This is a genomic window from Lysobacter korlensis (assembly GCF_042434515.1).
On sequence record NZ_JBHLTG010000007.1, the window covers coordinates 138,783 to 157,683 of the forward strand.

Consider the following 18,901-nt stretch of genomic DNA (forward strand, 5'->3'; position numbering starts at 1 on the left):
CTCGCCCTTCCTGCCGTGACCTGGACGGTCAACGCTAGCCGTGCCGCACTATGAGCCGAGCTGCAGTACCAGCAGACCGGGCCAGATCGCGAAGACCACGGTCATCGGCAGGATGAGGAACACCAGCGGCACGAGCATGGCGACCTCCTTGCGGCCGGCGAGCTCGAGCAGGCGGCGCCTGTGCTCGTCACGCGCGTCCTGCGCCTGCGCCCGCAGCACTTCGGCGAGCGGGCTGCCGCGCTCGAGGGCGCCGGTCAGCTGGTCCACGAACCGGCGCAGCGGCGGCAGATCCAGATCCTCCGCGAACGAGCGGAGGACGTCCGCGAGCGGCTCCCCCATCGACGTGCGCGTTCCCACATCGCGGAACTCGCCGGCGAGCTCCCCTCCCGCCACGCGCGAGACGCGCAGCAGCGAATTCGTGATGCCCTCGCCGGCCGCGAGACTGAGCGCGAGGAACTCGAGCACCTCGGGCAGCTCCTCCGTCATCCGTGCCGTCCGTGCTGCCGCACGGCGCTGCAGCAAGCGCTCCGCGAGCACCGCGCCGACCGTGCCGCAGACGACGGCGAGGGCGACCACGGCGGCCACCGATGCGCCGCCCGGAAGCAGGAACGCCGTCGCCGCCCCGAGCGCCGCGCCCGCCGCCAGCCACAGCAGCTGACGGGAGCGGTGCGCGTCCACACCGATCGGGGTGCCCGCCTGCCGCAGCAGCACCCGGACCCGCGCATCGCTGGTGAGCAGCGTGCCGGAGACTCTCCGCAACGCTTCGGCGAGGGGTGACACGAGAACGGCCAGCACGGGATGCGGCCCGCTCGGTCGGCTGCGGGTGAGAAGGCGCGCGTGGTCCGACACGTCGACGAGGTACGGGGCGATGCGGTCCGCCAGTCTCGGGCGACGGAACCTCGGCGCCGCGGCGATCAGGCACCACAGCCCGACGCCGAACGACAGTCCGGCGACGATCCCCCATGCGGCCAGGACGGTCATCCACCCCACCGCCGCTGGTCCGGCAGCCGCCCGATGCGGATCATGATGCGGTACGCGAGCAGGGTGACGACGACGCCGACGGCGAGCAGTGAGAGGCCGCTCGGCGACTGGTACGCCGCCGCAGCCTCGGGTCGCGTGGACAGCAGCATGAGCACGACCCATGGCGCCGCCACACCGATGCGAGCCGCGTTGACGATCCAGGACTGCCGCGCCTCGACCTCCGCGCGCAGCGCCTGCTCCTGCCGGAGCAGCGCGGAGAGGGAGCGGAGCACGCTCGGCAACTCCGTGCCGCCGACCTCGCGGGTCATCCGCAGCGTCTCCAGGATGCGGTCCGCGATCGGGTCTGCGAGTCGCGCCTTGAGGTCGTCCAGCGCGACGCCGAACAGGCCCGTGGACTCGTAGTCGCGGGCGAAGTCGCGGAAGTGCCCGCGGAATTGTGTCGGTCCGGTATCGGCGAGCGCCGACAGGCTCTCAGGCAGGCCGAGGCCCGCCCGTGTGGCGCCCACGAGATGGTCGACGACGTCTGGCCATGCGAGGCGGTTCATCCGCTGGCGGCTGCGGATCCGCCAGCCGACGACGACGTTCGGGAACAGCGTCGCGAAGGCGGCCACGACCACGGCGAGTGCGGGCAGCGCCGTTCCCGCGAACGTGACCGCGCCTGCCGCGATGCCGACGATCACGGACACCAGCACGAACACCGCAGGGGTCGTCTGGCTGAGCCCCGCGCCGGCCAGCCGGCCCTGCAACCGGGAGGTCCTGCGGGTCCGAGCAGGCTGCGCGCGTCCGTCTCGTGGCCAGAGCAGCGGGGATGCGAGCAGCAGCACACCAACGCCGCCCAGGAGGCCGAGCGCGACGGTCATCCGTCGTCCCGCAGCACCAGGGCAGGGTCGAGGCCCGCGGCGTCGAACTTCTCGCGCCGGGGCGGGAGCGCGCCGGTCGCGCGGAGGAGCCCGTCGACGCGGGTGAAGAGCCGCTGCACCGGAATCGCCGACCCGACCACCGCACCGGTCGGCGCTGAGATCTCACTCACCCGCCGCATCCCGTGCCGGTCGAGCTCGCAGTGCACGATCAGGTCGATGCTGGAGGCGACCGTGGGCAGCACGAATGATGAGTCGATGTTGCGGCCGGCGAGCAGCGGCAGGGTCGTCAGCTTCGAGAGGGCGTCCTGGGCACTGTTGGCGTGGATGCTGCACATGCCGGGCAGGCCGCTGTTGAGCGCGATGAGCAGGTCGAGCGACTCCGCTTCGCGCACCTCGCCGACGACCAGCCGGTCGGGGCGCATCCGCAGCGCCTCCTTGATGAGGCGGCGGAGCGTCACCTCGCCGGTGCCCTCGAGGCTGGGCTGGCGGCACTGCATGCCCACCACGTCCGGCGCCGGCACGCTGAGCTCGAAGGTCTCCTCCACCGTGACGATGCGCTGGCTGGGGCGCGACGCCGCGAGCAGCGCGTTCAGCATGGTGGTCTTGCCGGTCTGGGTGGCGCCGGAGACGAGGATGTTGACGCCGGCCAGCACACTCATCCGCAGGAACTCCGCCCCGGGATTGCTGAGGGAGCCCAGCTCGACCAGCCGCCGCAGGTCCCGGATGCGCTGCGTGAACTTGCGGACGTTCACGCTCCAGTGCCGGCGGGTGATATCCGGGATCACGACGTGCAGCCGCGAGCCGTCCGGCAGTGACGCGTCGACGAACGGTGAGGAGAGGTCCACCCGGCGCCCGGTGGTCTGCAGCATCCGCTCCACGAGCTCCCGCACCTGACTCTCCGTCAGCCGGACTCCGGTCAGCTCGGGCACGCCCTCCCGAGCGACGAACACGCGGTCGGGGGCGTTGATCCAGATCTCCTCCACGGTGTCGTCGTCGAAGTACGGCTGGAGCGGTCCGTATCCGGTGAGCGCGGCGAGCACCTGCCGCGCCGCGTCACGCTCGTCGGCGAGCATCGGCAGCGAACCGCCGAGCGCCCGCTCGCTGTAGCGCTGGATCTCATCGAGCACGTACCGCTCCGCGACTCCTCCGCCACCGCGAAGGTCGGCGCCGTCCGCGCGGATCCGCGCCCGCACGCGTTCGGTGATCGTCACCACAGCGGAACTCATGTCGCCATTGTGGAAGCCGGATGCGGGTCGCGACGCCGGTTACTCACAGGCCGACGGCTCCAGCGGGCGTGTCGCAACACACGTCCGCTCCCTTCACCGATAGCTTGCGGGCTCAACGTTGTAGCGATGTCGGCGACGAATCGCGGTTCTGTGATGACGAGGATGTGCCACATGGCTTCGGGAACCCTTTGGCGTACATGGAAGCCGTACGCGGCGATCGCCGTCGCAGCGGCGGCCGGGTTCTGGTGGTGGAACGATCAATCCGCGTTCGCAACGCTGAAGGATGGTTCATACGCCTGCACGCTTGTCGACATCGGTGCGGACGGCAAGTACACGCTGGTGACGGATTCGACCGGGGCCCGCCCCGAAGGCGCCGCCGAGGTGCAGGATGGCGAGGTCGTGCGCATCTCCGCCTCCGGCGGGCCGCTCGCGCTCGATGGCGTGACCATTCAGCCACGCGGCACAACCCACTTCCGGGTGATCGAAGGCCACGCCGGGGCCCTCGCAGATCCGATGGGAACAGCCATCGCCTGCACACTCGCGGACGGTTGACCGGTGCCGGGCGCTAGTGCGCTGAGTCGTATCGCGACAGCCTCGATCGCCGTCGCCTTGTCAATTGCGATTCTCACCGGCTGCGCCTCGTCGTATCGAAGCCCCGGAGCCGAAACGGACGCTCCTTCTTGCGCAACGGTCTTCGACGACTCACTGACTCTGGCGCGTGGCAACGTCGGCACGAACGACTTGAACTCGAATATCGACTGGCTCAGCCGCAACTGCTCCGCCGAATACGACACGCTCATCGATTACGTGTCGACCCGAGCGTCGGCGGAAGGGGCGTTCGGACCACAGACCTGCGCCTTCTTGGCGCAGCACGTCTCACCCGACGCTCTCACGCTGCTGCGCACCGATCGTGTCTGCACCGATGATGCATCGCCGAGCGACGAGGGAGCCAGCGGGAGCATCGAGTGGGATGCTGCCATCAACTACATCGGCCAGACAGGTCATGTGTGCGGGCCGCTCACGAGCATGCGGCACTCCGAAGACGACGTCTTTTTGAATCTCGGGCTCGACTATCCGCATCCCGGACGATTCACCATCGTTCTGTGGGACGTGGGTGGTGTCGAGCAGCTTCCCGCGGGAACGCGGCTGTGCGCATCTGGCCCAATCACCTCCTACGAGGGTACGGCGCAGATCGAGTTGAGGTCGATCGAGGCAGTGGAGGTCTACGGGTGAGCGACCAAAGTCAAAGAAGGTCTCGGTAGGTTTCGGTGACCCCAACTACGGTTCATTCTGTCCCTTTGGGGCGAAGTGATCAGCAACTCCGGCATAGACCGGCACTTGCGGGGAACCGACGGGATCGAGATCGGTGACGGTTCCCCGAGCGGCCACCACATCGTGATGAGCGCGCTGAGTTCCGAAACGGTCATGATCCTGTTGAGCTCAAAGCCGACAGACGTCGGCGGTTGGGTCCTGGAGTAGGCCACCCCGGCCTCCCCTTACAGGCAAAAGGTCGTGGGGGTGATGAATACCGCCCAGTCTGCCCTGGTCGTCGGCATCCCAGCGATGGTCCGCGCGGTCCCTGACGGCACGGTGAGTGTCTATGTGCTGACCGCGTGAGCGTCGAACCAGCAGAGCTCTCCTTGATCGGCACATCCGTCCTCGCGCGCCACGGTAGCGGAAAAATGCCGATCAATCGTATGTCAGATTTTGGGTTTTGACGGGTCGACGCGCCGGCCGGTGGACTGCAGCATCCGCTCCACGAGCTCCCGCACCTGACTCTCCGTCAGCCGGACTCCGGTCAGCTCGGGCACGCCCTCCCGAGCGACGAACACGCGGTCGGGGGCGTTGATCCAGATCTCCTCTACGGTGTCGTCGTCGAAGTACGGCTGGAGCGGTCCGTATCCGGTGAGCGCGGCGAGCACCTGCCGCGCCGCGTCACGCTCGTCGGCGAGCATCGGCAGCGAACCGCCGAGCGCCCGCTCGCTGTAGCGCTGGATCTCATCGAGCACGTACCGCTCCGCGATGCCGGCACCGCCGCGGAGGTCTGCGCCGTCCGCGCGGATGCGCTCGCGCACCCGCTCGGTGATCGTCGTCACGGCGGAGCTCATGCCGCCATTGTGAAGAGTCGGGTTCCGCAGTGCCGTGAGTTCTTCACAGGTCGGCGGTTCAGCGCCCGCCGCGCATGACCTGGTCAGAAAGACGCCGCGACCCCGTTGCGGTGGTAATTGAAGACGACGCTGGTCCGGGTGGAGGCGACGCTGGGGTGCCCGGAAAGGTGGTCGACGACGAACTTCCGGAGCGCCCCTGTGTCAGCCACGCCGATGTGAACGATGAAGTCGTCGCCGCCGCCCAGGAAGAACAGCTGGAGCACCTCCGGGAGCGAGCGGGCGTCCTCCGAGAACGCGTTGATGCTCGTGTGCCTGGCCCCTGGCCGGAGGGTGACCCCCACCAACGCCTGAATGGCGATTCCCACCTGTTCCTGGTCGATGCTCGCCAAGAACCCGGTGATGACACCGCGCTCCACCAGACCGCGGACCCGAAGGTGCGTCGTCGACGGTGCGACGTCGAGCTTGGCGGCGAGCTGGCTGTTCGAGATCCGCCCCTGTGTCTTCAGCACGTCGAGGATCCGCAGGTCGAGCGCGTCGGTCACCGTCACTGAAGATCCTCCACTCGCCGCGGGCTCCACTGCGCAAAGCGTCGTCGTACGTGCGGCAGTATCTCCGATGCTTGCAGATTATTCGGCATCGTGGCAAGAGCTCGGTCTTTTCTCCATAGTTGACATCACTCAACAACGATGTAGATGGAGCCGGGCATGCGAGTTGGAATTCCGACCGAGGTCAAGAACAGCGAGCACAGGGTGGCGATCACTCCCGCCGGGGTCGACATGCTGACCAGGCGGGGTCACACGGTGATCGTGCAATCCGGCGCGGGAGCAGGCTCGCGCATCAGTGACGACGAGTATCGGTCGGCGGGAGCCGGCATCGTGCCGACAGCCATCGACGTCTGGGACAGTGCCGAGTTGCTCCTCAAGGTCAAGGAGCCGGTCGAATCGGAGTACTCCCTCCTGCGCTCCGGCCAGGTGCTCTTCACCTACTTGCACCTCGCCGCATCGCGCGCCTGCACCGAGGCGCTCCTCCACGCCGGCACCACCGCGATCGCGTACGAGACGGTTCAGCTCGCGGACCGCAGCCTGCCGCTGCTCGCCCCGATGAGCGAGGTGGCCGGCCGGCTGTCCGTGCAGGTCGGGGCATACCACCTCATGCGCGCGTCCGGCGGCAGGGGCGTGCTGCTCGGCGGGGTGCCCGGGGTTCGCCGCGCGAAGGTCGTCGTGATCGGCGGCGGCGTCGCCGGGGAGCACGCCGCCCGGAACGCCGTCGGGCTTGGCGCCGACGTGACCGTGATCGACCTCTCGCTGCAGCGCCTTCGACAGCTGGAGGCACAGTTTGGCACCAGCATCTCGACGCGCCACTCCTCCCACCATGAGATCGCGGCCCAGGTCGAGGCCGCCGACCTCGTGATCGGCTCCGTGCTGATCCCAGGGGCGGCCGCCCCCAAGCTGGTCACGGACGACATGGTGGCCTCGATGAAGCCTGGAGCCGTGCTCGTCGATATCGCCATCGATCAGGGCGGATGCTTCGAGGGATCGCGGCCCACCACCCATGAGAACCCCACGTTCGCAGTGCACAACGCCGTCTACTACTGCGTGGCGAACATGCCCGGAGCGGTCCCCGAGTCGTCCACGCGTGCACTCACCAACGCGACGCTGCCATACGTGCTGAACCTCGCAGACCTCGGCTGGAGAGCGGCGGTCGCCGCGGATGCGGCCCTCGCGCGCGGGCTCAACACGCACGACGGAAAGGTGATGAACCAAGATGTCGCATCGACCCTCGGGCTGCGGCACTCCGAGATCGACGCGGTCGCGGCATGACATCGTCGGCCACGATCGCGACCGGTGACACGCTGGTGAGGCTAGAATCCCCCCATGCGCGTGCTGCGATTTTCTGGCCCTCGACCGGTACCCGGTCGTGAGGGCCTTCTCGTCTGCACGTAGGTCCAACGGCGGAACGGTCGAGGGGTTCTCCCGACCGCTTCCGAACGAAGGACCACCATGCCCACATACCTTTCCAACGCACAACTTCTCGCAGCCCTCGAGACGAGGGATCTGTCCGATCCCGCACAGGGCGCCCATGCGATTCAACTGATCCTCGATGCGGTCGCCGCCCGATTGACGGCGACCTGGCGCATCCCTGCCACCGTGATCCGCGACAGCCCACTGGTCGCGGTGACCGACAACTACGACCGGCTCGGGTTCGACACGGCAGCCGTAGCGCGCGACCAGCGCTACTCCCACTACGTCAGCCCCACGGTGATGCTCAGGTCTCACACCTCTGCATCGATCCCGGCCGCTCTGGAGCGGGTCGACAACGAAGCGTCGGCCGACATGCTGCTGGTCGTTCCCGGGATCGTGCATCGGCGCGACGCCATCGACCGCACGCACGTGGGCACGCCCCACCAGCTGGACCTGTGGAGGATCACATCGGTGTCCCGGATGACCCGATCAGACCTCCAGGAGATGATCGGGCTGGTCGTGGATTCGGTGCTGCCCGGTGCGAACTGGCGGGCGGTGCCGGCGGTGCATCCGTATACCGCCGACGGCAGGCAGGTCGACGTCGAGGTCGGTGGGGAATGGCTCGAGCTGGCGGAATGCGGCCTCGTCCCCGAGTGGCTGCTGCGGCAGTCCGGGCTCGATCCCGAGCGCTGGTCCGGGTTGGCCCTCGGCATGGGACTGGACCGAGCACTCATGCTGCGGAAGGGCATTGCCGACATCCGGCTCCTTCGCTCACGCGACCCCCGCGCCGCCGCCCAACTCCAGGACTTGTCCGCATGGAAGCCGATCTCCTCGATGCCTCCGGTGCGGCGAGACATCTCGATCGTCGTGGATCGCGATGAGGACGACGAGACACTCGGCGATCGGGCGCGGGCAGCGCTCGGCGACCGGTGCGATGACCTCGAGTCGGTGGTCGTCCTCGCGACCACCCAATACGGTGAGCTCCCGCCCGCAGCGCGGGAGCGCCTCCGGCTCCGGGAGGATCAGGCGAACGTCCTGGTGCGCCTCACCCTTCGGCCGCTTTCGCGCACCCTCACCGACCGAGAGGCGAACGACCTGCGGAACGCCGTGTATCTCGCACTCCACCGCGGCGAGATCCAGGAGCTGATCTCGGCCGGTCCCTGACGGCTTGAGGGGCGGTGAGCGGGCGATGCGCCGGCTCACCGCCACCCTCCGTCACGGCGCCGACACCTCGCGGAAGAGCATCCGCCCGAGCCGGCGAGTCATCTCCTCCGCTGGTTGCTCCACCTCGAGGTACCCGGTGATCTGCAGGGTGGCGAACCCGTGCACCAGCGCGAACGCCGCCAGCGTTGCCGCCCGGGGATCCTGTGCCGCCGGCACATCCCGTATCCGCCCGATCCCCGCTTGCAACGGTCTGCCCGCCTCCGCCCGTGCCTCCGCGAGGGCGGGGTCCCGGCCGTCCACCGATCTGGGATCGAACATGAGGGAATACAGCCCGGGATTCCCGGTCGCGAACTTCACGTACTCGACGGCCACTTCCAGGAAATCGTCCCCCGCCTCCGCGAGCGCCTCGGCGAGCAACCGGAACCCGTACGCCGCGAGCGCGGTGAGCAATCCGCGCTTGTCCTTGAAGTGATGCGCAGCGGCCGCATGGGAGACGTCGGTCCGCCGCGCAACCTCCCGGAGCGAGATCGTCGACGGCGCCTCCTCGAGGAGCGCTCGCGCGGTCGTCAGGAGCTGCTGGTCGAGATTGCCACGATGATACGGTTTCACACCCCCATCTTGACAGTGGTCAGATCACCTGTCTATCCTGAAGCATCTTGACACTGGATAGATTGGAGTTCTGATGCTTCCCCTGATCGTTCTGATCAGCGTGACGCTCGCCTCGTACCTGGCTTCGGCGGTCTTCTCCCGGCGCAGCGTGGACCCCGGCACCCGCTTCGCGCGTGCGACGGCCTACGGGCTCGCGGCGATGTTCCTCTTCGCCTCGGTCGGCCATTTCGCGGAGCCGCTCCGCTCGGGGCTGGAGGCGATCGTCCCACCGTTCGTGCCGTTCCCCGCGCTGGTCGTCGCGGCGTCTGGAGTTTTCGAGATCGCTCTGGCGGGCGCGCTGCTCTGGGCACGCAGCCGGCGGTGGGCCGCGATCGTCGCCTTCCTGTACCTGATCGCCGTCTTCCCGGCCAACGTCCTCGCTGCGACCACCGTCGACCACCCGGCGGCGCCCGACACCCCATTGGTGCTCCGCACCGTCATCCAGCTGGTGTTCCTCGCCGCGAGCGGCTTCGTCGCCCTCAGGACGAGCGGCAAAGTGCGGTTGGGTCGTCGGTCAGCCGAGCGGCAGCTCGCGACGGTCAGCCCGGAGTGACTGCCCGGGAACGCTGACTATTCACAGGGAGCCATGGCGGGCACCCCTCGCCAAACCGAAGAATCGATCCGTGGTCGACCTGTCGGGAGCTGATGCCGCGATCGCCCACGACCTCAACACACGCCTCCGCGCGCTCCGGAGCTGGGCGCCGGTCGTGGGCGGGCGAGCGCCGTACTGGTACGGGCAGATGCTCACCGGCCTCGTCCTCACCCTCGGGGACGGGAGCGTTCGCCTGCTCACTGGCGCGTACGTCACCGATGAGGCGAAGTTCGCCGCGCGTCTGATCGTGTTCACGGATGAGCTCCTGGTGCGGGCGAACATCAACGGCCGGCTCCGGCAGGACGTTGCGAACGTCGACATCTCCGCCATCCGCCGCACCGCGCTGCAGAAGTTCGGCGTCTACGGCACGACGAGTGTGTTCGAGGACAGCGCGTACACCTACTGGCCGGGGTCGGTGTCCGTGCGGCTGCGGTACGAGGGCGAGTCGAAAGACGTAGACCTGCCGCTCGACATGCCGGCCGGGGAGGCGTCCAAGGAGGAGCTGCGGGCCCTCGTCGCGACCCTGCCGGCGGACCTGCTCAGGGACTAGCCGCCGATCACGGCCCGAAGTTGGGGGTCGGCGCGAGGATCCGTGCGAGCGTCTCCCCCGACTCGTCGGTGAACAGCCGGACGGAGAGGGTGCATCCGCTCTCCGGGCAGATCGGGTCGTCGAAGTCCAGCGGCACGGCGTCGACCTGAACGACCTGCCCGGTCTCCGAGTTCACTGGTTCCGCATCGGGTGCTGCAAGTGCCTCTGCGGCGGGCGTCCCAACGGCGAAGCCATCGGCGGTCTCGACCGTGATGCCGTTCACCTCCGTTGTGGTGACGTCGACGAGGTGATTCGGGGTGTGCGGCGGGGTGGGCTCGCGCTCGTCGTCGAGGATCGCGAAGCCATCCCAGTTCCGCTCGATACCGGGTGGCGCGTGAGTGTCGCCGTCGAAGGCGGTGTCAACGGGTGGTGCACCGAACAGTTCGGTGAAACCGGCGATGAGCTCGGACGTGTTCTGGAAGTAGTCGTAGGCAGCGAGCTCCGATCCGTCGGCTGCCAGCACGAGGATCTCTTCCGCACCGACGATGATCCGCTCCGCCTCGGGCTCCGACTGCTCTGTGGGCGTGGGGGTCGGTGTGGGAGTCGGCTCCTCCGCCGTCGGGGTCGGCGGGGCGGCCGAGGGGGTACCCGGAGATGCACAACCGACAGCGCCCACGCCGAGCGCCACCATTGCCGTCAGAACCGACCTCTTCACGACCATTCTCCTTCACCGTCGCCGCACCCATATTGTCGACGCGACACGACGCCGGCGGAAGCCCCCGTTTCCTCGATCAGGCGAGGACGCGCAGCGCCCCGGGGACGCATTCGATGTCCACCGGCAACGGACCGAAGCGCTCCCCGTCGCCGTATGCGACCATCCCATCCGCTTCGATGCCGATGCGGCGGCCGCGCACGATGGAGACGCGCGGATCGGTGATGTGCTCGCCCCGGAAGACGCGGGGGAAGATCCTGAGGAACTGGATGCGGGACAGCGGCCGCACGACGAGCGCGTCGAGGAGTCCGTCGTCGAGCACCGCGTCCGGGGTCACCCGCATCCCGCCGCCGAAGGAGACGTTGTTGCCGACGCAGGCGAGCAAGGCGCGCTCCTGCATCTCGACGCCGTCCACGGTGATGCGGTAGACGACCGGCCGCAGGCGGGCGAGCTCCAGGAGCAACGCGATCGTGTACCGGGCACGACCGCGGGGCCTCCGCATCCGGTTGGCGCGCTCGGTCACCACCGAGTCGAAGCCTGCGGAGAGCACGCAGGCGAACCAGCGGACGCCTGCCGCGGAGGTGACGCGGCCGGCGTCGATGACCCGCGGCTCCCGCGTGAGCGCCCGCTCGACCACGCGCACCGCCTCCGCGGTGTCGCCGATCGGGATGCCGAGCCCGCGCGCCATGTCGTTTCCGGTGCCGGACGGGATGATGCCGAGCGGTGTGGCCGTCTCAGCCACGAGATTCACGCCGAGGTTCACCATGCCGTCGCCGCCCACCACGACCAGCGCATCCGGCCCGTCGGCGAGCGCCCGCGTGGCCGCGTCGACGAGGCTCGGGAAGTCCGATTCACTGAGGGAGACGACCTCGTGCCCGAGCCGGCGGAGCTCGGCAACGGCGGCAGGGCCCACCTCCCGGCCCTTGCCGAAGGATGCGGTCGGGTTGATCGCGACGACGAGCCGCTTGGTCGCCGTCGACGTGGTCACCAGCCGATTATGGCGGCTCCGCCACCCGCGAGTCGCCGGACGTCACCCGAGTCGGGGGCGTTTCGCCGCAGATCACCGGACCTCGTGAATTCAGTCAGCGCTTCGGCGCTGCGGGCGCCGCCGGTGCGCCTGCAGCACTTGACCCGGCGGCATTCCGCGCGTATTTTCCTCACATGGAAATTTCCGCGATCGGAAATCGCGAGGATCCGGATCCGCTCGGCCCCCTCTTCGTCGCGCTGGCCGACCCGACCCGTCGACGGATCATCGAGCGTCTCCGGGACCGCGAGCAGACGGTGTCCGAGCTCGCGCACGGACTCGATATCGGAGCCCCATCGGTTTCGAAGCACCTGACCGTGCTGGAACACGCGGGACTGGTCTCCCGGCAGCGCGAGGCGCAGTGGCGCCGCTGCCGGCTCGAGGCGATCGCATTCGAACGACTGCAGCAGTGGCTCGATCACTACGCGCAGCTGTGGCCCGGCAGCCTGGATCGCCTCGAAACCCACCTCCGGTCAAAGGAGGCACGGTGACGCACGCCACCTCCATCTCGCGGACGGACCAGGGCCTCATCCTCACCCGCCGGTTGCCCGCCTCCACTGACACCGTCTTCGCCGCCCTCTCGAACGCCGACGACCTGATGAGCTGGTGGGGACCGCCCGAGTGCCCGATGGTGACGTGCACGCTGGATTTCCGCCCCGGCGGGGTCTGGCACTACCAGCTCCGCTGCCTCCGAACCGGCCGGGAGATCTGGGCACGTTCTGTCTACCGCGAGATCGACCCGCCGCGCCGGCTGCGCTACTTCGAGACGGCATCTGGTCCCGACGGACGCATCACCCACGACCGGCCGGCCGCCGACGTGACCGTCGGGCTCGAACCGGACGGCTCGGACACCACACTCACCGTGACCATCCGGTACTCCTCCGTGCTGGAGCGAGACCGTGCCCTCGCGATGGGCATCGAGCGAGGCTTCTCCGCAGCGCTGGATCTCCTGGTCGATCTGCTCCGTTCACGAAGCCATTCCCGAACCGACTGAGAGGGGGCACCATGCCCACCGTGACATCCCGCGACGGCACCGCCATCGCATTCGAAACCGCAGGAACCGGGTCTCCCGTCATCCTGGTGGACGGTGCGATGTGCTTCCGCGGCTTCGGCCCGATGCGGGCGATCGCAGAACAGCTCCGGTCCGATCACACCGTGCTTCTCTACGATCGACGCGGGCGCGGCGAGAGCGGGGACACGCCACCGTATGCGCTCGCACGCGAAGTGGAGGATGTCGCCGCGCTCGTCGCCCGGGTCGGCGGGCCGGTGCAGATCTTCGGCATGTCATCGGGTGGTGCGGTCGCGCTCCACACCGCCACCGCGCTCGGCAACTCCGTCTCGCACGTCGCCGTGTTCGACGTCCCATTCATGCCTGCGCCCGCCCTGCCGGCTGCAGCTGCCTACACCGAAGAGCTGACGACCGCGCTCGCGACCGACGATCGCGACGCTGCCGTCGCGGCGTTCCTTCGTCGCGTCGGCACACCTGAGCCGGCGATAAAGCATATCCGCACCTCCGCCGGGTGGCCCGCAATGACCGCGATCGCCCCGACCCTTCGGTACGACGACCTCCTGGTCGGGGGCGGCGTGCCCGCGAGCTTGGCCGGATCCCTCGATGTGCCGGTCCTCGGCCTCGCCGGTGGCGAAAGCCCGGGCTTCCTCCGGCACGGAAGCGAGAGAATCGCTGCCCTCGCGCCGCGCGGTCGATTCGAACTCATCGAAGGAGTCGGTCACGACGTCCCGGCTGAACGGCTGGCTCCCCGACTCCATGCGTTCTTCGGCGAGCAGGACGACGGCGAATGAGCCGGCGTCCGTCCGCTGCATGGTCAGCCGCGGAGTTTCGCCAGGGCGGCGTCGATTCGGCGTTGCCGGGTGTCGGCCGCCTTCGCGCCGGTGATGGCGTCGACGTGCGCGCGCCTGTGGCTCGGCGCGAGCCGCTCGAACGCCGCCTTGGCCACGGCGTCTTGTTCCAGCGCCGCCGCGAAGTCGTCGGGAACCTCGATCGTGCGCGGCTCGGCGTCGAGGGTGAGCTCCACGTCCACGCGCTCGCCACCGGCGACCCCGGCCGCGGTGCGACGCTCTGCACTCAATGACAGCATCGGGCGCCCGCCCATCGAGCCGACCGTGGTGCGGTACTCGAAGGACTGGTTGAGCACCACCTTCACTGCCGGCTTGCGGCCGCCGCCGAGCCCTTCGAGCACCTCCTCGGGCACCGGAATGCCGGTGGCCGTTCTGCCGGCCTGCTCGATGGTTGCGATGAATCGCATCGCGCCTCCTGGTGCTCCGTGCCGAGTGTTCCCGTTCCGGCTTAGTGCACCCGTTCCGCCGGGCGCAATAGGCCGGAACGGGAACTATCGCGGCACGTCTCCGATAGAGGCGCGATCAGGCGCCGAGCTTCACCCGTCGCAGCAGCTGCGCGTTCACCGCCACCACGATGGTGGAGAGCGACATGAACACCGCGCCGAGCGCCGGTGAGAGCAGCATGCCGGCGCCGGCCAGCACGCCCGCGGCGAGCGGGATGCCGATCGCGTTGTAGCCGGTCGCCCAGAACAGGTTCTGCAGCATCTTGCGGTAGGTGGCCTTCGAGAGGGTGAACGCATCGACGACGGCCCGCGGATCGCTCGCCGCCAGCACGATGCCCGCGGACTCGATCGCCACATCCGTGCCGGCGCCGATCGCGATGCCGACGTCGGCCTGGGCGAGCGCCGGGGCGTCGTTGACGCCGTCCCCGACCATCGCCACCTTGGTGCCGCCCGCCTGCAGCCGCTTCACGACATCCGCCTTCTGATCCGGCAGCACCTCGGCGAACACCTCGGTGATGCCGAGCCTGCCTGCCACCCAGTTGGCCACCTCGCGCGAGTCGCCGGTGAGCATCGCCACCCGCACGCCCGAGCGCTTCAGCCGTTCGACCGCCTCGGCGGACTCCGGGCGGACCACATCGGCGAGCGCCACCATCGCGAGCACCCGTTCGCCCTCGAACACGTAGACCACGGTGTGCCCGGCGGTCGCGGACTCGCGGGTCGCGAGCACCAGCTCTGACGGGATCTGGAGGCCGCGTTCGGTCGCGAGCCGGCTGCTGCCGACGGCGATCCTCCGCCCGTCGACCATGGCCTCCGCCCCACGGCCGCCGTGCGCCGCGAACTCCTTCACCCTGGCGAGCTTCAGGCCACGCTCGCGGGCGGACGTCACGATGGCCTTGCCGATCGGATGCTCGGAGCGGTTCTCGACCGCGGCGGCGAGACGAAGCACCTCCGACTCGTCCTCCCCCTCGACCGCGACGATCGACGCGACACCCTGCCGCCCCTCGGTCAGCGTGCCGGTCTTGTCGAACAGCACGACGTCGATCCGGCGGGCCGTCTCGATCGCGGCGCGGTCCCGCACCAGCAGCCCTCTCCGGGCGCCCAGCGCTGTGGAGATCTGTGCCACCAGCGGGATTGCGAGGCCAAGGGCGTGCGGGCAGGCGATGACCAGCACGGTCACCATCCGCTCGAGGGTGAACGCCGGGTCGTCGGGGCGCAGCACCGTCCACGCGATGGCGGTGATCACCGCGGCGGCGAGGGCGACATAGAAGAGGAGCGCGGCCGCCCGGTCGGCGAGCAGCTGGGCGCCGGACTTGCTGGCTTGCGCATCCGCGACGAGCTTCATCACTCCGGCGAGCGCCGTCTCCTCGCCGGTTCGGGTGACCCGGATGGTGAGCGACCCCGAGCCGTTGACGCTGCCGGCGATCACGGGGTCCCCATCGGCTTTCGTGACGGCGCGGGACTCCCCCGTCAGCAGGGCCTCGTTGACGTCGGACCTGCCCTCGACGACCTGCCCGTCGGCCGGGATCGCGGCGCCAGGGCGGACGATCACGGAGTCGCCCGGCTTCAGGGACGAGACCGGCACGGTCTGAATGTGGTCACCGTGCACGAGCTCCGCCTCGTCCGGCAGCAGCTTCGCCAGTTCGCCGAGCGCGTCCTGCGCGCCCATCACGGCGGACATCTCGATCCAGTGGCCCAGCAGCATGATGGTGATCAGCGTCGCGAGCTCCCACCAGAAGTCCATGCCGGGCAGGCCGAGGGTGACGGCGAGGCTGTAGCCGAAGGCCACGACGATCGCGAGCGAGATCAGCGTCATCATCCCTGGCTGCTTCGCGCGCAGCTCGTGCATGGCACCCTGCAGGAACACCAGGCCGCCATAGAAGAACAGGGCGATGCCGAAGATCGCGGGGAGCCACTCACTGCCGGGGAACCTGGGGCCGTCGAGGCCCAGGATGTCCTGCAGCCCCGTCGAGAAGACCAGGGTCGGGAAGGTCAGCAGGAGGCTCAGCCAGAATTTGCGCTTGAACTGCGCGGGGTCGTGGTGCGAGTGGTCCCCGTGGCCGGCGTGCTCGCCGTGCCCCGCGTGCGCGCCATGGTCATGCGCGCCGTGGTCATGGGCATGGTGCGCCGCATCACCGTGCTCCTCGTGGGCGTGCTCAGGCTCGCCGCCGTGCCGCTCCGGCTCGTGGGCGTGCTCGAGCCCGTGTTGGGCGTGGCCGTGTTCCGCGTGTTCGTGTTCCTTGTGGTCGTGCTCGTCGTGCTCGTGCTGGTCGTGCGGTGCAGCGCCGTGCTGGCGCTGCCGCCGGTTGACGTGCACGTTGGACTCTCGACGGTGGTGAGCGTGGTGATCTGAGCCGTGCTCGTCGTGGCGCTCCGCTTCGCCTGAGTCGTGGGCCTCGTGTCCGGAACGATCATGCAGAGCATGGCCGTGCGCGGCCGCCTCGACGACGTCCTGCTCGGCCGCTTCGGGTGCGACGAGCTCCGGGTCGGTCCCAGCAGAATCAGCCGGCTTGGGCATCCGTCACTCTCCTCGGTTGTTCTTCAGCTCGAAGATGTTCAGCAGCTCGGCGACAGCGGCATCCTGCCGCTCGCCGCCCTCCTCGAACATCTCGCTCACGTGGGTGCGCAGGTGGTTCTCCACAACGAGCTTGTTCAGGCTCCGCAGGGACTTCTGAATCGCGAGGGACTGCGTGATGACGTCGACGCAGTAGTCCTCGTTCTCGATCATCTTCTCGAGGCCCCGCATCTGCCCCTCGATGATGCGGGCACGGTGGAGCGCGCGCTTCTTGATGTCTGGAATCACACCCGGAAGTATACCCCTGGGGGGTATCTTTCGCAAGAGGGCCGCGATACCCTGCGGAGCATGAGAGTCACCAAGCACGAGCACTCCTGCCTCGTCGTGGAAGTCGCCGGGACGCAGCTCGTCATCGATCCCGGCTCGTTCACGACCCCGCTCATCGACGTGCCCAACGTCGCGGCCATCGTGATCACGCACGAGCATCCGGACCACTGGACGCCGGAGCATCTGCAGCGCATCCTCGAGCGGACTCCCGACGCACGGCTGTTCGGCCCGCCCGGTGTTGCGCGCGCAGCACCCCCCGACTTCGCGTTCACCGAGTCGGCGGCGGGCGCCTCGACGACCGTCGGACCGTTCTCGCTGCGCTTCTTCGGCTCCCAGCACGCCGTCATCCACTCGTCCGTTCCCGTCGTCGACAACGTGGGTGTGATGGTCAACGACGAGCTCTTCTACCCGGGCGACGCGTTTACGGTGCCGCCAGTCCCGGTTCCGACGCTTGCCGTGCCGTCCGGCGCCCCGTGGATGAAGATCTCCGAGGTCATGGACTACGTGGCCGAGGTGAAGCCCGCTCGCGCGTTCCCGGTGCACGAGATGGGCTACTCGGTGATCGGCAAGAACATGGCGTACGGCCGGATCCAGGCGATGGTGGAGCAGGGCGGCGGCGAGTTCTTCTGGCTCGACCCGACCCAGTGGCTCGACATCTGATCCGACCCGGTCGGCTCCCAGCGAGGCTGGGACCATTCGCCTCTGTCGATCCGGTCGCTGACCCGGCACCATGCACTCGGAGGCGGCAATGCCAATCTCGCGTGACGGTGTCGAACTGCACCTGGGCCCGTCGCGGCTGGGTGGCCCCGACGACCTCGAGGCGGCGATCCTCGAGTTCATCCTCGGCGCCCGGCACAGCCTCGCAATCGCCGTGCAGGAGCTGGACTCCCCCGCGATCGCCGAGGCAATCATCGGAGCCAGAAGGTCGGGCGTCCGGGTCCGCGCCATCCTCGAGGGCGACTATCTCGGCGAGCACCGGCCAAGACAGGACCCATGGGAGCTGAAGGGTGCGCACGAAGAGAATCGGCGCATCCAGGCAGCGCTGCAGCGGGCGGACGTCGACCTGATCACCGACCTCAACCCGAACATCTTCCACCAGAAGTTCATAGTCCGAGACAAGGGCAGGCCGACGGCAGCGGTGTTGACCGGCTCCACCAACTTCACCCGCATCGACACCGGCGCGATGCCCCAATCGGGAGCCCGGGGGATTCGGGCCGGCAACCTCAACCACGTGCTCGTTCTGCACGGTGACCGGGCCGCCGCCCAGTATCAGGCCGAGTTCTCACGGATGCGCTCGGGCACCTTCGGCGCACTCCACGAGCGGGTCGAGCCTCGCCCGCGCGAGTTCCGGCTGGGTCATCTCCGCGTGAAGCCGCTCTTCGCTCCCCGGCACGGCCCGGAGATGGAGATCATGAAGCAGATGCTCAAGGCGAAGTCGAGCATCGAGTTCGCGATGTTCACCTTCGCGACCTCATCGGGCATCGACGACACGATGGCACGGCTGAAGCCGCTGCTGCCCCGGCTCCGCGGTGTGCTCGACCGAGATCAGGGCGCACAGAAATGGGCCGCGACCGGCACGCTGAAGGCCGCCGGCGTCGAGCTGTTCCAGAATCGCAAGGGCACCGGCGTGCGGAAGCTGCACCACAAGCTGATGGTGATCGACCGGCGCCTGGTGATCGCCGGCAGCTTCAACTACACCGAGCCGGCGACGACCCTCAACGACGAGAACATCATCGTGCTCGGCGACCTCGAGGGGACCGATCCTTCCGCGGAGGCGGCCGAGCGGCAGTTCGCCGAGTACGCACTCGCGGAGATCGAGCGGATCATCCGCGATCTCGGCGAGCCCGTATAGAGCCCCCCCCCTTCGGGGCTCCCCCGGATTGGGTCCACGGCACCGCTTGTCCCCCGTATTGCGGACACGGCAGGCTTGGTCGCGGGGAACCTGTATTCGCCTCGA

At 68.8% G+C, this 18,901-nt stretch carries 22 protein-coding genes; 11 read left to right on the forward strand and 11 right to left on the reverse strand.

Annotation, left to right across the window (positions count from 1 at the left end; genetic code table 11):
* Nucleotides 1–48 precede the first annotated feature (48 nt).
* The 3 genes from ACFFGH_RS25465 to ACFFGH_RS25475 are packed head-to-tail and all read right to left on the reverse strand — an operon-like array spanning nt 49 to nt 3,067.
* Nucleotides 49–981, reverse strand: coding sequence for a type II secretion system F family protein (locus tag ACFFGH_RS25465; protein ID WP_386673586.1), 933 nt, complete (start codon nt 979–981; stop codon nt 49–51).
* Nucleotides 978–1,841, reverse strand: coding sequence for a type II secretion system F family protein (locus ACFFGH_RS25470; RefSeq protein WP_386673588.1), 864 nt, complete (start codon nt 1,839–1,841; stop codon nt 978–980). Before ACFFGH_RS25470 ends, ACFFGH_RS25465 begins: the two co-directional genes overlap by 4 nt.
* On the reverse strand, nt 1,838–3,067 hold the full coding sequence (locus ACFFGH_RS25475; protein WP_386673590.1) for a TadA family conjugal transfer-associated ATPase: 1,230 nt from the start codon (nt 3,065–3,067) through the stop codon (nt 1,838–1,840). Before ACFFGH_RS25475 ends, ACFFGH_RS25470 begins: the two co-directional genes overlap by 4 nt.
* Nucleotides 3,068–3,238: 171 nt before the next feature.
* On the opposite strand from ACFFGH_RS25475, the gene ACFFGH_RS25480 reads away from it, so the two are divergent.
* Complete coding sequence (locus tag ACFFGH_RS25480; RefSeq protein WP_386673592.1) at nt 3,239–3,619, forward strand: hypothetical protein; 381 nt, start codon at nt 3,239–3,241, stop codon at nt 3,617–3,619.
* A 3-nt stretch (nt 3,620–3,622) separates the two neighbouring features.
* Nucleotides 3,623–4,300: a hypothetical protein gene (locus ACFFGH_RS25485; protein ID WP_386673593.1), complete on the forward strand. Its 678-nt coding sequence runs from the start codon at nt 3,623–3,625 to the stop codon at nt 4,298–4,300.
* A 467-nt stretch (nt 4,301–4,767) separates the two neighbouring features.
* Here ACFFGH_RS25485 and ACFFGH_RS25490 read toward each other — a convergent pair whose 3' ends face one another.
* Entirely contained in the window at nt 4,768–5,175 is a 408-nt protein-coding gene (locus ACFFGH_RS25490; protein WP_386673595.1) for a hypothetical protein, read from the reverse strand.
* Between the two features lie 83 nt (nt 5,176–5,258).
* Nucleotides 5,259–5,723 carry an Lrp/AsnC family transcriptional regulator gene (locus tag ACFFGH_RS25495; protein ID WP_386673597.1) on the reverse strand — a complete coding sequence of 155 codons (465 nt, stop codon included), beginning with the start codon at nt 5,721–5,723 and terminating at the stop codon, nt 5,259–5,261.
* 156 nt (nt 5,724–5,879) lie between these two features.
* Here ACFFGH_RS25495 and ald point away from each other — a divergent pair, with 156 nt between their 5' ends.
* Entirely contained in the window at nt 5,880–6,995 is a 1,116-nt protein-coding gene (gene ald / locus ACFFGH_RS25500; RefSeq protein ID WP_386673599.1) for an alanine dehydrogenase, read from the forward strand.
* A 180-nt stretch (nt 6,996–7,175) separates the two neighbouring features.
* Nucleotides 7,176–8,300, forward strand: coding sequence for a PheS-related mystery ligase SrmL (srmL, locus tag ACFFGH_RS25505; protein WP_386673600.1), 1,125 nt, complete (start codon nt 7,176–7,178; stop codon nt 8,298–8,300).
* 51 nt (nt 8,301–8,351) lie between these two features.
* On the opposite strand, the gene ACFFGH_RS25510 is transcribed toward srmL, so the two are convergent.
* On the reverse strand, nt 8,352–8,909 hold the full coding sequence (locus ACFFGH_RS25510; RefSeq protein WP_386673602.1) for a TetR/AcrR family transcriptional regulator: 558 nt from the start codon (nt 8,907–8,909) through the stop codon (nt 8,352–8,354).
* Between the two features lie 73 nt (nt 8,910–8,982).
* Between ACFFGH_RS25510 and ACFFGH_RS25515 the strand changes: the two genes are divergently transcribed.
* Both ACFFGH_RS25515 and ACFFGH_RS25520 read left to right on the forward strand, forming a co-directional pair.
* Nucleotides 8,983–9,501, forward strand: a complete 519-nt coding sequence (locus ACFFGH_RS25515) for a DoxX family protein (protein WP_386673604.1) — start codon at nt 8,983–8,985, stop codon at nt 9,499–9,501.
* A 70-nt stretch (nt 9,502–9,571) separates the two neighbouring features.
* Entirely contained in the window at nt 9,572–10,090 is a 519-nt protein-coding gene (locus ACFFGH_RS25520; RefSeq protein ID WP_386673606.1) for a hypothetical protein, read from the forward strand.
* Between the two features lie 7 nt (nt 10,091–10,097).
* Here the strand turns inward: ACFFGH_RS25520 and ACFFGH_RS25525 are convergent, their stop codons facing one another.
* Both ACFFGH_RS25525 and ACFFGH_RS25530 read right to left on the reverse strand, forming a co-directional pair.
* Nucleotides 10,098–10,784 carry a hypothetical protein gene (locus tag ACFFGH_RS25525; protein ID WP_386673607.1) on the reverse strand — a complete coding sequence of 229 codons (687 nt, stop codon included), beginning with the start codon at nt 10,782–10,784 and terminating at the stop codon, nt 10,098–10,100.
* A 76-nt stretch (nt 10,785–10,860) separates the two neighbouring features.
* A complete protein-coding gene (locus ACFFGH_RS25530; RefSeq protein ID WP_386673609.1) occupies nt 10,861–11,769 on the reverse strand; it encodes a diacylglycerol/lipid kinase family protein in 909 nt (302 codons plus the stop codon).
* Nucleotides 11,770–11,942: 173 nt separating this feature from the next.
* On the opposite strand from ACFFGH_RS25530, the gene ACFFGH_RS25535 reads away from it, so the two are divergent.
* The 3 genes from ACFFGH_RS25535 to ACFFGH_RS25545 are packed head-to-tail and all read left to right on the forward strand — an operon-like array spanning nt 11,943 to nt 13,605.
* The gene (locus tag ACFFGH_RS25535) at nt 11,943–12,296 is read left to right on the forward strand and encodes an ArsR/SmtB family transcription factor (protein ID WP_386673611.1); all 354 of its coding nucleotides are present in this window, start codon (nt 11,943–11,945) and stop codon (nt 12,294–12,296) included.
* Nucleotides 12,293–12,799 (forward strand): SRPBCC family protein, encoded by a 507-nt coding sequence (locus tag ACFFGH_RS25540; RefSeq protein ID WP_386673613.1) that lies wholly within the window; start codon nt 12,293–12,295, stop codon nt 12,797–12,799. Before ACFFGH_RS25535 ends, ACFFGH_RS25540 begins: the two co-directional genes overlap by 4 nt.
* Before the next feature lie 20 nt (nt 12,800–12,819).
* A complete protein-coding gene (locus tag ACFFGH_RS25545; RefSeq protein WP_386673615.1) occupies nt 12,820–13,605 on the forward strand; it encodes an alpha/beta fold hydrolase in 786 nt (261 codons plus the stop codon).
* A 23-nt stretch (nt 13,606–13,628) separates the two neighbouring features.
* Here ACFFGH_RS25545 and ACFFGH_RS25550 read toward each other — a convergent pair whose 3' ends face one another.
* From ACFFGH_RS25550 to ACFFGH_RS25560, 3 genes are all read right to left on the reverse strand, one after another.
* Complete coding sequence (locus ACFFGH_RS25550) at nt 13,629–14,069, reverse strand: YdeI/OmpD-associated family protein (RefSeq protein WP_386673617.1); 441 nt, start codon at nt 14,067–14,069, stop codon at nt 13,629–13,631.
* 115 nt (nt 14,070–14,184) lie between these two features.
* Nucleotides 14,185–16,620, reverse strand: coding sequence for a copper-translocating P-type ATPase (locus tag ACFFGH_RS25555; protein ID WP_386673619.1), 2,436 nt, complete (start codon nt 16,618–16,620; stop codon nt 14,185–14,187).
* A 3-nt stretch (nt 16,621–16,623) separates the two neighbouring features.
* Nucleotides 16,624–16,905: a metal-sensitive transcriptional regulator gene (locus ACFFGH_RS25560; protein WP_386673621.1), complete on the reverse strand. Its 282-nt coding sequence runs from the start codon at nt 16,903–16,905 to the stop codon at nt 16,624–16,626.
* 60 nt (nt 16,906–16,965) lie between these two features.
* Here ACFFGH_RS25560 and ACFFGH_RS25565 point away from each other — a divergent pair, with 60 nt between their 5' ends.
* Both ACFFGH_RS25565 and ACFFGH_RS25570 read left to right on the forward strand, forming a co-directional pair.
* Entirely contained in the window at nt 16,966–17,604 is a 639-nt protein-coding gene (locus ACFFGH_RS25565; RefSeq protein ID WP_386673623.1) for an MBL fold metallo-hydrolase, read from the forward strand.
* A gap of 88 nt (nt 17,605–17,692) precedes the next feature.
* Nucleotides 17,693–18,796, forward strand: coding sequence for a phospholipase D-like domain-containing protein (locus ACFFGH_RS25570; RefSeq protein WP_386673625.1), 1,104 nt, complete (start codon nt 17,693–17,695; stop codon nt 18,794–18,796).
* Nucleotides 18,797–18,901 lie beyond the last annotated feature (105 nt).